Raw genomic sequence first — 13131 nt, 5'->3', positions numbered from 1 at the left:
AGAAACTGTATTTACTATAAAACATATAAAAGGAGAAATCATCATGAAAAAATTAGTAGGAATCGGATTAGCAGCAGCAATTTCATTCGGAGCATTATCAGGTTGTTCTTTATTAGGAGAAAAAGCGAACGGCTTTGTATTATATGGAACAGAAGAGCAAGTAGCGCAAATTGCAGATAAAAATAAAAAAGAAGTAAAAGAAAAAGATATGTATAAAATGAAGCTTACAACACTTGAAGATAAAAAAGTTCTTGTAATGGATAAGAAAACTGGTGAAGAACTTGTTAAGAAAGAACTACTTAAACAAGTTGATAAAAATGACGACACAAAAGCAATTGATAAATTACCAGCTGTAACAACAGAGCAAGGTGTATTATTCGCAAAAGATAAAGTAGAAAATGCTACACTTGATGGTTCAAAATTAAACTATGAAGGTAATACAATTATCGGTGATGGCCGTTCTTATGCAGATATGTTCGCCATCGTTGATGATGCGACATATGGAAATGTGAAAGGTGAAGAGAAATCTGTAGGTGTACTGAAGTTTGATAAAGACCCTAGCAAAGAATTACCTGGAGCAAATGGAGTAGAAGCATCACAACTTGTAAAAATTAAAAAATAAAGAAAAAAGCTTTGCGAAATTCGCAAAGCTTTTTTTATTTATGAGCAATTTGCTCCATATCCGGACTACAAGTTTGCGACTGACATGACTTACTTAAAGAGCATGCTGCGCATTTTCCCTTTTTACTTCTCTTTACAAAATTAACTAAAGTATATGCTGCATAACCAAAAATGATAGCTCCAATTATAATATTGACCATCACCGCGATACATCTCCTTCTAGAATCCGAGTAAGGATCCAACTTGGTATATAATGAGCGTTAATACATAAGCAACAACGAGCGGATAAATGACAGAGAAAACTGTCCATTTCATCGATCCTGTTTCACGTTTAATGACAGCTACTGTCGCTAAGCACGGAACATATAATAAAATAAAGAACATAAATGCATAGGCTGATAGCGCAGTATAATGTGCTCCCATTACATTTCCTAGCACATCTTCTTTAACGGCATAAATAATTGCCATTGTAGAAACGACAACTTCTTTCGCTAAAAATCCTGTTAAAAGGGATGCCGCAGCTTGCCACGTTCCAAAACCGAGCGGTGCAAAAAGTGGTGCGATAAATCCACCAATCATCGCTAAGAAACTGTCTCCCATATCAACACCAAATCCTGATGGACCTGCATAGTTTAATAACCAAATGACAACAGAACCACCGAAGATGAATGTACCTGCTTTACGAACAAATCCTTTACCTTTCTCCCACGTGCTCAGCCATAGCGTTTTCGCTTGCGGCACACGGTATGGCGGTAGTTCAATGACAAAAATAGATTTTTCCGCTTTTAAAATAGTAAGAGACATAATTTTTGTAACGAGTAACGCAAGAACAATACCTGCAATGTATAAAGAGAACACAACAGTTGCCTGACTATGAGGGAAGAAAACTCCCGCAAATAATGCATATACAGGTAAACGTGCTGAACAAGACATAAATGGTGTTACAAGAACTGTAAGTAAACGTTCTTTTTCTTGTTCAATCGTTCTCGCTGCCATAATACCTGGAACGTTACATCCAAAGCCGATAATCATCGGAATGAACGCTTTTCCGTTTAAACCGAAAAACTCCATAATTCTATCCATAACAACTGCAATTCGTGCCATATATCCCGAGTCTTCTAATAATGAAATGAAGAAGAATAGTGCAAAGATTTGTGGAACGAATACTAATACCGCACCAACTCCAGCAATAATACCTTCTGTAACGAGCGCTTGAATAAAATCAGAAGCGCCAACACTTGTGAGACCAGCTGTAACCCAATCAGTAAGTTGTCCGCCAAAAAATCCATCAAGCATATCAGATAAAGGTGTACCTATCCACGTAAACGTAACCTGAAAAATAAAAAACATAACTGCTAAAAAGATTGGAAGTCCTAAAATTTTATGTGTAATTAACCTATCGATTTTTTCCGAAAAAGGAATTTTTCCTTCTTTCTCATGTTGCATAACATTTGTTTTTAACTTTTCAATATACGCTTCACGAGTCTTGTAAATGTGCTCTTCTAACGTACAATCAAGTTTTCCATCTAAACGAGATCGAATGGCTATAAGTTCCTTATAAATTGGTAGTGCTTTCATTTCTTTTTCTACTACTTCGTTATTGCTTAGAAATTGTAGGGTTAACCATCTCGGATGCTCATAATTCGCTGTCTCTAAAAGAGCAATTATCTCTCCAATTCCTTCATCCATTTGTACACCATATGAAATAATGAATGGCTTTTTCTCTTTTTGTTTCTCTTCATGAAGAGTAGTAAGTAATTCTTCACAGCCTTTTCCGGTTCTTGCGATGACAGGAACGACTGTTACACCTAATATTTCTGATAACCGTTTTACATTAATCACAATTCCTCTTTGCTTTGCCACATCAACCATATTTAAACCAATTGAAACGGGCTTACCAAATTCAAGTAATTGCAATGTTAAATGCATATTCCGCTCAAATTGAGAAGAATCCACTATATTTAACATATGATGAAATTCGTCTGTTAGTAGAAAATTCGTAACGACACCTTCATCACGTGAAACTGGATTCAAATCATAGACGCCTGGTAAATCAATTAATGTTCCTTGCTTATCTTTTAATTTACCAACCTTCTTTTCTACTGTTACACCGCTCCAGTTTCCTACATACTCATAAGAACCAGTAAGTGCATTAAATAATGATGTTTTCCCTGTATTCGGATTCCCTAGCAAAGCTACCTTATTCACGCTAATTCCACCTTTATCATTTTCGCATCACAATGACGAATACTAATTAACTGTCCACGACACTCCAATGTACAAGGACCTTTAAACATCGCTTTCTGTTTCAGGCGAAGTTCGCTTCCTTCCGCGAGGCCGAAAGCAGCCAGTCTACGCTTTAATAACTGATCTAACGACTGAATACTTTTTACTAACACTTTCTCACCAATTTTAATATCTACTAAGCTCATAACCTTCCCCCTCAGAAGAGAATGATAATTATTTTCAAAAAAATTATATCATACTCTATTTCACTTGGACTATACCTTTTCACTTCATATTTATTAACATTTCAATACAATTCTATTTCAATAATTGTCATAAGGTATTCGTTTGCCATTCTCATCCATTTCGCTTACAATAAATAATAACAAATAAAGAATCTCGTTATCACGGGGGGAGCCTTACCGCTGAGAGGGAACATTTCGTTCCGACCCTTTGAACCTGTTAGTTAATGCTAACGCAGGGATTGTGCAAACGTCCGAAATACATACCTCTTTTTTATTTACGTATTTCGTATCCTCCTATGATAATGTTCTTTTTTGTGCAACTTGGATTTAGGGGGAGACAACATGCGTAACACCAATTTACAAGCGATGATCGAATCTGCAATTCTTGCAGCCTTCGCCTTGATTATCGACATTCTACCATTATCAATTAAACTTCCAACAGGCGGTTCCATCTCATTTGCTATGATTCCTATTTTTATTATTGCATACCGCTGGGGCTTCAAAAGTGCTTTCTTAGGAGGCTTAATTTGGGGGCTATTACAAATCGTCGTAGGTAATGCCTACATTCTAACACCTGTTCAAGCATTCATTGAGTACTTCATTGCCTTTTCCTTTATCGGCTTTGCTGGTTTATTCTATCGTCCAATTCAAAAAGCACTTGCCTCAGACAACAGTAATGCAGAGCATTCAAGTTTTGGTAGTCGCAAAGATAAACCAAAACAAAACAAAGGAAAAAAAGCACTCGTTTACATTATCCTTGCCACATTTGTCGGCAGCTTTGCACGCTATTTCTGTCACTTTATTGCTGGTATTATTTTCTTTGGTCAATATGCACCTAAAGGACAATCAGCTGTCTTATATTCATTAATTGTAAACGGCAGTACTATGATCGGCTCTTTCATACTATGTACTGTATTACTAATTCTTTTATTTACAACTTCACCACGCTTATTCAAAAGCATCGGTGCTTATCAAATGAATACAAAAAAGAAGAGCGCTTAATTAGCGCTCTTTTTTCATATCGTAATATCAATAATAAATACAATAAATGCACAAAAGAAAATAAATACCATCACACCTAGTAAATTGCTATTCACGGCTAATCTACTCCTTACATAACCTCATATTCTAAACAGATTATACTGCGTAAAAATAAAGATTAAGTAAAGATAATATGAAAATAACTTAAAAAAAAGCGTAACATGTATTGTCTACGCTTTTTTCGGTAAATAGAAGTAAAATAACACACCATCTTCGGTATTCTTCACCCCATATTCAGCATTGTGCAGTTCTAAAATATTCTTTGAAATTGCAAGGCCAAGCCCTGTTCCACCTTGTGAACGTTTCCGTGCCGCATCCACGCGATAAAAACGATCCCAAATTTTATCTAATTGTTCTTCTTCAATGTGAGAACCTTTATTTTCAATACACACTTCTATACGATTCTTCTCATCTATTACGGAAATAATAATATCCTCTTTTTCTGGTGTATAACGTATTGCATTCGTAATGAAGTTCACTATTACTTGTTCAATTCTATTTTGATTCCCAACCACTTCAGCTGGATATATATGCTTGTGCACAATCAGTTCTTTTTTCTCTATCTCCGATGAAAGCTGTTCACATATTTCTTCAATCACTCCATCGATATAGAAAGAATCCATCTTCATGTTGTATGTGCCAGACTCAAATTTAGCTAATTCAAGCATATCCAAAATTAGTATATCCATCTTGTCTACTTCTTTTTCCATCGCCTGAAAATAGTATTCTTTTTTATGCTCAGCTACCCCATCTTTTAAAATAGAAATACAGCTTTTCATAATACTCAGCGGCGTTTTTAATTCATGCGAAACGCCTGCAATAAATTCTTTCCTGGTGTTTTCTAACTTTCTTTCTTTTTCAATATCTTGTTCTAACTGTCCAATATGTGAATGTAGTTTATTAGATAATGTATTAATATTTTGCGATAAATCACCAATTTCATCTTTTGAAGTAATCGGAATTTTTTCTGTGAAATCCAAATGAGCTATTTTCTTCGTTGTATCATTTATTTTTAGTAACGGTTTTGCAATTTGTTTTGAGTAATAAAACGAAGCTAGAAAAATTAGAACGACTACAAATGCAACAATATAGATGTAATAATCTTGCACCATTTGTACAGCCTCATCGACAGGTTGCAAAGAAGCCATCGCGTATATATATGTTACCGATCCGTCTTTTTCTTTTTTTGGTTTAATTAATAATTTATATTTTATATCATTCTTTTCATAGTCCGTTATTTGTGTTGAATACTGTATATGATTACTCTCTTTTAATAATAAATCAGTTTGAAATTCCTTTATTCTATCTAAGAATAAACTATTTTTATAAATTGGATTCACAGGACCTTTTACATCGGGGAACTGTACTTTCGTAACACGTCCTCCTATGTAAGCACCTAATTCCTGAGTAGCTTGTTCCTGAACGACTGGCTTCTTTTCCTTAACAATTGACTCTTGATCAGCTTTCTTTTTTTCCTCATCTGATTTAATCATTTTCTCCTGAAACGCTTTTTCTAACGGTTTATTAGATCCACTTAAATTCTGCTTAGCTAAAGAAAAAGAGAACGGAATAAAACTATCTTCTTTTCTCACTCCAGAAAAATAAATTTCTTGTCCTAAAAACTGCTCTGATAATTTATTATCAATCTCCTCTATATTGACGAGATTACCTAAGGGAATCTTGAATATTTGTTTTCCAAAGCTCTTTTGTTGCCTACGGTCTATCGTTACTTCAAAATAAAAATCATCCACATGTTTTAAATTCCCATTCTGATCTAATATCGTAATCCACGTATTATTTTCTCTTAAAAAGTCTTGCTCCAGCTTCTGAATTCCTTCTGCACTTCCCGCATAATTTACATAACTCTTTTCAAAGGAATCTAAATTCACTTTAATATCTTCCACTTTTCGATTCGCATAATATTGTTTAAAAAATATCGTTTGTCCAATAAATATCGTCGCTAAAATCAACATGCATAAGGCCGTTGTAAGGGTAAATAATTTAAGCACAATCCCTTTTCTCATATGTTCCCCTCAAATTTATAACCTGTTCGCACTACAGTTGTAATGTGCTTTGCTTTCTCTCCTAATTTATTTCGCAAATTACGAATATGGCTATTAACTGTTCGATCATCACCAGCAAATTCATATCCCCAAATTCTTGAAATTAATTGCTCTCTTGTTAGTACAATTCCTTGGTTTTTCATAAAATACACTAATATTTCAAACTCTGTATGTGTTAAAGCAATACTTTCTCCATCAACAGTAACAGTACGAGATGGGAAGTGAACATAAATTCCATGAATACATATTGTTTCATCTTCACTATTTGGAGATTCTTTCAAAGCTTTTCTACTTTCCAATAATCGTTTCGCTCTCGCTAATAAAATTGGCGGGCTATACGGCTTCGTCACATAATCATCTGCTCCAAGTTCAAACCCAAGTAACGTATCATCTTCATCTACGCGTGCTGTCAGCATAATAATTGGTACTTGGGACGTCTTACGAATCCTTCGGCAAACAGACCATCCATCTAGTTCCGGCAACATAATATCGAGTATAACTAAATCAACCTCTTCTTCCTCAAACAAAGCTAAGGCTTCTTTCCCGTCTCTCGCTTCAAGCACTTTATATTGTTCACTCAAAAAATAATCTTTTAATATTTCACGTAAAATATCTTCATCTTCAACAATTAAAATGTTTTTTGACATAACTTATGTATCCCCCTCCCACTTTCAGAAACTACAATTTTATCCCGCTATTTGCGGGCGGTAAGACTCCCACCTCAAAATTCGGTACATGCGAGGAACTTAGGTGGGAGATTAACTTCCCATAAAAGCCCCCACTTTATTTTGAATAACTACCAGTTAACTTCGCCTCGATAATATATCTATCTGGTGCATCTCCTATATACTCAAATGGATAGCAAGTCGTCAGTGTTAATATTGGTTCTTCTTTTTTTATAATAACAGTACGATCATCCGCATGGGTAATCCATGTCTTTTGAATTTCATATGTGTAAGTTTTATTATCATACTCTAAAATAAGAGTATCCTTTTCTTTTAACTCTCCTAAATCTGTAAATACAGTATCTCGATGCCCACTGAGTACAGTATGTCCCCCTCCAGATGGAGTTGTCGTTAAATCACTAACAAACATACCTACTCCTTTTTTCAAAGTTGCATCATTCGCTCCCCAATATATAGAAAACTTCTTCTTTATTTTCGGTATATTTAACATCGCTACCTTTTCTCCTTCTTTATGTTGTGTTTGAGAAGAAGGTACTTGGGAAGTTACAGGTGTTTCATGTGAAAGTTGATTATCTTGTATGTTTTTAAGGCTCTTTATTTCTTCTTTCGTTAATTCTTGAGCAGAGCTTTTTCCTTTATACCATTCCACAGCGTAATATGATCCCATGAATAGCCCTATGGCCATCAATATGATACCGATATAATTGAGTAACTTCATGTTCCATCCCTCCATGCAAAAAATGGTAGGAATAACCTACCATTTTTAATATATGAAATTATCCCATTCTTTATAGGAAAATATTTTATTTACGCCTTAACTTTATTACGACGCTTCAAACCAAATAATGTCCCTATCCCTACAAGACATGTGCTTAGTGCCATCATTGCTACATTATTTGATGCTGTGTTTGGTAATTTTTCACCTTGTACAGCTGGCTTTGCTACTTCTTTTTTAACTGCATCACTTTTTTCTTGTACTTGTGCTGCTCCCTTTTTCTCTACTTCGTTCTTTTGTTGTACCTTAATTGCTTCTTCTTTTTTAGCCACATCACCTTTTTCTTGTACTTGTGCTGCTCCCTTTTTTTCTACTTCGTTCTTTTGTTGCGCTTTTATTGCTTCTTCTTTTTTAGCGACATCACTTTTTTCTTGTACTTGGGCCGCTTGCTTTTTCTCTGCATCATTTTTTTGCTGTTCCTGAATTGCTGCTTCCTTTTTAGCTACATCTGACTGTACTTGCGCTGCTTCTTCCTTTGTCAGTGTTCCAGTTGAAGCACTCGCTACCGAAGAATAACCTACTGTTAAAAGTGCCATTGCACAAATTGGTAATAGTTTCTTTTTCATTTTCATTCTCTCCTCTTATACGTTTTACATCACGTCGCATCGGATGTATCACTAGAATAAACAATAGGTATAAATATAAGATGCAGATGAAATGGAGTTCTGTTAAAGATTTCATTATAAAAAAAGGTTATCCAAAAATAATCTTTTGGATAACCTTTTTTATTTAATCTACACTTAAAGCTTTCTTCCCCATTTGGTTATAAATACTTGCAAACCAACTCTTACTCACTTTTACATTTTTCGTCCCATAAAATGGGTCATTATAATACACATAATTATCATCCACACCTGTTAGAACAACCGCATGCGTATTCATTCGTCCATAAATTGTTTTTCCGCCTGGTGTTTTCCACGTTGTAATCGGTCTTGGATTATTTAGTGCTACAGTTACCCAAGTAACAACCGGTTTCCCATTTCGCACATAATCTTCTAAGACTGAAAAATCATTTCCTGTTAAATTCGTTCCTCTTGCATATTTATCTAACAATTTTTTTAATGGTTCCGGATTAATAGAATATCCTGGCGTATTTCCTGTCACATCACCTACAAACCCTACATCTGGATCTCCCCAAATTTGTGATGAGGTTTTATAGTTCTTTAATTTCGTTTGATCAAAAGGCATTTCAAACGCAAATGCTACTTTATTTAATGAGCGACCAATTTGATGTTCCACAAGCATTTGTAAAGAAACTACTTCACAGCCATTGTGTAATTCTGGGAATTGATAAATTGACGGTACATTCAATATCACTTGACTACGATTAATATTGCCTTCATTAACCCACTTTAGACCATTATTAGTTTGTATTTGAAGCCAACCGCCTTCTCTTTTGCTATACACTTCTACTGTTTGCGGAGAATATTTCCCTGATACACGCGATACAAAACTAGGGCTGTCATATGCAAAAAATACTTTAGATAAATACTTTGTCTCCTTTTTCGTGTCCAACCATTGATATCCTGCATATGTACTTATACGAAGCCACGTTCCTCTTTCTTCTACAACAGTTACTGTTTGTGGTCCATAATACGCTAAAACAGTCGCAGACCGTGACGGAGCATCATAAGTAGTAAAGTCTCTATCAATCTGTACTTTCTTTTCAGTTAGACATACCCATTTATAGCCTACACTAGTCCGAATTTTAATCCAATCGCCTTCTCTTTCTTCAACAACTGTCACTGCTTGCGGAGTATACTCGCCTGAAATACCAGACGATAATGACGATTCATTATATGTAACGAAGTTTTTCGTTATATTTACTTTCTTCTCAGTTAAGCACACCCACTTAAAACCCAAATCCGTATAAATTTTTATCCATCCACCGTCTCTTTCTTCATATACCCTTACTTCTTGTGATGCATATTCATTTGAAATACCTGATGATAATGATGGACCATTATAAGTAAAGAAATTTTTCGTTATATTTACCTTTTTCACTTTTACTTCGCTATCTTTAGATTTATCTGTCACCGCAACAAGTCGAGCTGCCTCAGCACGTGTTATCGATTTATCAGGTTGCCACTGTGTTCCATTAATACCACTTGATATACCTAATTCTACTAAAATATTAATGAATTTCTCGCCCCAATGATCTTTCACATCATTAAATAATGTCGGTAATTCTCCATTAACTTTCGAATCTAATTGATATGCTTGTACAAGCATTGTTGCCATTGCCGCTCTTGTCATTTGACCGTACGGATTAAATTTCCCATTTCCTTCACCTTTAATAATTCCTGCTTTTTCCACCGCTGCAATGTAGGAAGATGCCCAATGATCTTTCGAATCTATAAAGGTTGGCTTGTCCCCTTCTTTAACTTCTAATCCTAAAACTTTAGCCATAATTGTAGCCGCTTCAGCCCTACTTAATACGTTATTCGGTGAAAATGTTCCATCTGGCATTCCTGTAATTACTTTTTTATTCACTAAATAAGTAACAGACTCTTCCGCCCACCCTGGAACATCAGGGAATGATTGTGGTGCTGCTTGTAAATTACTTACTGCCCGTTTTAATTCTACTTCCCTTTTTTCCTGTTCTTCCTTTTGCTTTAATTCAATTTCTTGTTTTGCTTGTTCTTCCTTTTGCTTTAATTCAATTTCTTGTTTTGCTTGCTCTTCCTTTTGCTTTAATTCAATTTCTTGTTTTGCTTGCTCTTCTTTTTGCTTTAATTCAATTTCTTGTTTTGCTTGCTCTTCTTTCTGTTTTAATTCAATTTCTTGTTTTGCTTGCTCTTCTTTCTGTTTTAATTCAATTTCTTGTTTTGCTTGCTCTTCTTTTTGTTTTAATTCAATTTCTTGTTTTGCTTGCTCTTCTTTCTGTTTTAATTCAATTTCTTGTTTTGCTTGCTCTTCTTTCTGTTTTAACTCTATTTGCTGCTTCTCCAATTGTTGCTGTTTTATTCGTAATTCCTCTTGCTGTTTCTTTAATTCTTCTCTCTTTTGCTTCTCTTTTAATTCAGGATTTGTCTCTTCTTGTTTATTCTTTTCGTTTACTTCTAATCGACTCTTCTCTTCAAGCTCTTCCTTCTTTTTTTGTTCCTCTAATTCATTCGATTTTGTTTCTTCTTGGTTATTCTTTTCATCAATCTTCTTTTCTTTTAGTTCTAACGGATTCTTCTTTTCAAGTTCTTCTTGTTGTTTCTTTAATTCATCTAATTTTTGCTGAACTTCTTCTAATTGTCCTTTATCTTCGCTATCTTGTTTTAGTAATTCTTCTTTTTTCTGTTTTAATTCGTCAACCTTAACAAATAGCTCTTCCTGCTGTTTCAAAATATCCGTTCTTTTTTCTAATTCTATTTGTTGCTCTTGTATAACTTCTAATTGTTTTTGCAACTCACTCTGTCTATCACTATGTATACTCTGTAAAGCTTCTATATTATTTCTTGTTTTATTTTCAATTTCCGCTAGCGAACTAGAAGGAAATGTTAATAGATTTGTTGCCAACAAACTTGCTACTGCAATTACACTGTATTTTTTCATCATACACACCTTTTCTAATTTTACTTCCATCATATTTCCTACCATATGCAAAATGTAAGATTCCTTTATAATCATAACAAATCTTTCCTACGCTAAGGGACTTTTTATGGACGAGAAAGAAGCACCGTATAAATACGATGCTTCTTTGGATGTGTCTCGATATTTATTTGTTACTTTCGCGTGATTGAGAAGTAGAAAGGGCCGGAGTGATAACTAATTGTCTCGGCTCAGTTTTCTTGAAGTGATTTTTGACGTTACACTTACGACATTGAACGACCCACGCTTTAATAGGATTTGTTAAAATAATTTTTTGCCTTTCGTTAGGGGTCTCTTCTTCCAATTTACAACTATCGCTCCACTTACTCCATTTCATTGTAAATTTAGAAGAAGAATGATCGTCTTCTCGATCAAACATCTGCAAAAAATCCATTTCTCCAGCTAGCATTACGGTGTTACTAGTTGCTAAAAAAGAAAAAGTCGTCCAATGTTTCTCCATGCCCTCCTACTCCTTTTTCACATATAGAGTGCCTAAAACTTAATTTACCTAAAATATGCTTACCTTTTACCTTACACTTATAGTTTATCCAAAACACTACAATGCAACTATCGATTTGTCTTACAAATCACCTTACATTTTTGTAAGAAACGAAAAAACCTTCACTATATATATGTGAAGGTTTCTCATTTCTTATCCCGCATTAACTGGCAGTAAGACTCCCACCTTAAAATTCAGCGAATGCGAAGAAATTAGGTGGGAGATAACTGCCCGTAAATGCCCGATTGGTTCAACTAATAATCAGTGGGGGATGGACAAAAACCCCCACTGATTAAAGTTTCACTTTATCTATATGATCTTTCATATCATCAAGTCCAGCCTCTTGCAGCTGTGACATCATACCGTGGGAAATTGCGCCTAATACTAAAGTCATTCCAATTAGTGAAATGCGAATTACAGGTACATCAATTATGTAAGCCAACATGCCAAGAACAATTGTTAAAAGCAATGCTTTTATAAATGTTACACTTGTATACTGTTTCTTTTTCATCATAATCACCCTTTGTGGAAGCGTTTTCTTAATGTGATTAGTATATCATATCATCTGACTATTTTGTGGGACTTTCTGTAAAAACCTTATAACTTCTTTGACTTTTCCCTTTCTATCCTTTACAGTCGAAATGTTCACAAGTTTTACACTGTAGGAGGATTCAAATGAAAATTGAAATAAAAGACACTTTAATTTCTGAAGAACAATTACAAGAAAAAGTAAAAGAACTAGCTCTTCAAATCGAACGTGATTTTGAAGGAGAAGAAATCGTAGTAATCGCTGTATTAAAAGGATCTTTCGTATTCGCTGCTGATTTAATTCGTCACATTAAAAACGAAGTAACTATCGACTTTATCTCTGCATCTAGCTACGGAAATCAAACAGAAACAACTGGAAAAGTAAAACTATTAAAAGATATCGATGTAAACATTACTGGAAAAAACGTAATTGTCGTAGAAGACATTATCGATTCTGGTTTAACACTTCACTTCTTAAAAGATCACTTCTTTATGCATAAACCAAAAGCATTGAAATTCTGTACGTTACTTGATAAACCTGAACGCCGTAAAGTGGACTTAAAAGCTGAATATGTTGGCTTCCAAATTCCAGACGAATTTATCGTTGGCTACGGTATCGACTGTGCAGAAAAATATCGTAACTTACCATTTATCGCTTCAGTTGTAACGGAATAATATAAAAAAATAAAGTGAAACTTTAATCAGTGGGGGTTTTGTCTATCCCCCACTGATTATTAGTTGAACCAATCGGGCTTTTACGGGCAGTTGATCTCCCACCTAACTTCCTCGTATTCGTCGAAATTTGAGGTGGGAGTCTTACTGCCCGTTAATGCGGGGTAAACTTCCATCAATTACTGATGGAAGT

The 13131-nt window shown here is 34.7% G+C and carries 13 protein-coding genes and 1 riboswitch; of the genes, 3 read left to right on the top strand and 10 right to left on the bottom strand.

What is annotated here, in order from left to right:
• Positions 1–43: 43 nt before the first annotated feature.
• Positions 44–622: a lipoprotein BA_5634 family protein gene (locus ACE38F_RS04870; RefSeq protein ID WP_375370083.1), complete on the top strand. Its 579-nt coding sequence runs from the start codon at positions 44–46 to the stop codon at positions 620–622.
• A gap of 34 nt (positions 623–656) precedes the next feature.
• Here the strand turns inward: ACE38F_RS04870 and ACE38F_RS04865 are convergent, their stop codons facing one another.
• The 3 genes from ACE38F_RS04865 to ACE38F_RS04855 are packed head-to-tail and all read right to left on the bottom strand — an operon-like array spanning position 657 to position 3053.
• Positions 657–824, bottom strand: coding sequence for a FeoB-associated Cys-rich membrane protein (locus tag ACE38F_RS04865; RefSeq protein WP_000989601.1), 168 nt, complete (start codon positions 822–824; stop codon positions 657–659).
• A gap of 16 nt (positions 825–840) precedes the next feature.
• The gene (gene feoB / locus ACE38F_RS04860; protein ID WP_375370084.1) at positions 841–2829 is read right to left on the bottom strand and encodes a ferrous iron transport protein B; all 1989 of its coding nucleotides are present in this window, start codon (positions 2827–2829) and stop codon (positions 841–843) included.
• A complete protein-coding gene (locus ACE38F_RS04855) occupies positions 2826–3053 on the bottom strand; it encodes a FeoA family protein (RefSeq protein ID WP_000060512.1) in 228 nt (75 codons plus the stop codon). The genes feoB and ACE38F_RS04855 overlap by 4 nt, the downstream gene beginning before the upstream one ends.
• Positions 3054–3247: 194 nt before the next feature.
• A riboswitch (TPP riboswitch) is annotated at positions 3248–3349 on the top strand.
• An 85-nt stretch (positions 3350–3434) separates the two neighbouring features.
• Between ACE38F_RS04855 and thiT the strand changes: the two genes are divergently transcribed.
• The gene (gene thiT / locus ACE38F_RS04850; RefSeq protein WP_375370085.1) at positions 3435–4094 is read left to right on the top strand and encodes an energy-coupled thiamine transporter ThiT; all 660 of its coding nucleotides are present in this window, start codon (positions 3435–3437) and stop codon (positions 4092–4094) included.
• 209 nt (positions 4095–4303) lie between these two features.
• Here thiT and ACE38F_RS04845 read toward each other — a convergent pair whose 3' ends face one another.
• The 7 genes from ACE38F_RS04845 to ACE38F_RS04815 all read right to left on the bottom strand — a co-directional run bounded on the left by ACE38F_RS04845 (position 4304) and on the right by ACE38F_RS04815 (position 12252).
• Entirely contained in the window at positions 4304–6157 is a 1854-nt protein-coding gene (locus tag ACE38F_RS04845) for a sensor histidine kinase (RefSeq protein WP_375370086.1), read from the bottom strand.
• Complete coding sequence (locus ACE38F_RS04840; protein WP_375370087.1) at positions 6154–6843, bottom strand: response regulator transcription factor; 690 nt, start codon at positions 6841–6843, stop codon at positions 6154–6156. The genes ACE38F_RS04845 and ACE38F_RS04840 overlap by 4 nt, the downstream gene beginning before the upstream one ends.
• A 136-nt stretch (positions 6844–6979) precedes the next feature.
• A complete protein-coding gene (locus tag ACE38F_RS04835) occupies positions 6980–7600 on the bottom strand; it encodes a class D sortase (RefSeq protein WP_375370088.1) in 621 nt (206 codons plus the stop codon).
• 89 nt (positions 7601–7689) lie between these two features.
• Positions 7690–8223, bottom strand: coding sequence for an LPXTG cell wall anchor domain-containing protein (locus ACE38F_RS04830; protein ID WP_375370089.1), 534 nt, complete (start codon positions 8221–8223; stop codon positions 7690–7692).
• 163 nt (positions 8224–8386) lie between these two features.
• Positions 8387–11203 carry an S-layer homology domain-containing protein gene (locus tag ACE38F_RS04825; protein WP_462782404.1) on the bottom strand — a complete coding sequence of 939 codons (2817 nt, stop codon included), beginning with the start codon at positions 11201–11203 and terminating at the stop codon, positions 8387–8389.
• A gap of 163 nt (positions 11204–11366) precedes the next feature.
• A complete protein-coding gene (locus ACE38F_RS04820) occupies positions 11367–11699 on the bottom strand; it encodes a hypothetical protein (RefSeq protein ID WP_375370091.1) in 333 nt (110 codons plus the stop codon).
• 331 nt (positions 11700–12030) lie between these two features.
• A complete protein-coding gene (locus ACE38F_RS04815) occupies positions 12031–12252 on the bottom strand; it encodes a hypothetical protein (protein WP_215554538.1) in 222 nt (73 codons plus the stop codon).
• Positions 12253–12413: 161 nt separating this feature from the next.
• Between ACE38F_RS04815 and hpt the strand changes: the two genes are divergently transcribed.
• Entirely contained in the window at positions 12414–12941 is a 528-nt protein-coding gene (gene hpt, locus ACE38F_RS04810) for a hypoxanthine phosphoribosyltransferase (RefSeq protein ID WP_000687586.1), read from the top strand.
• Positions 12942–13131: the final 190 nt, after the last annotated feature.

Source organism: Bacillus altaicus (assembly GCF_042136375.2).
In the GTDB taxonomy this organism is placed as follows: Bacteria; Bacillota; Bacilli; order Bacillales; family Bacillaceae_G; genus Bacillus_A; species Bacillus_A cereus_U.
This window is presented reverse-complemented; position numbering and strand designations above follow the sequence as displayed.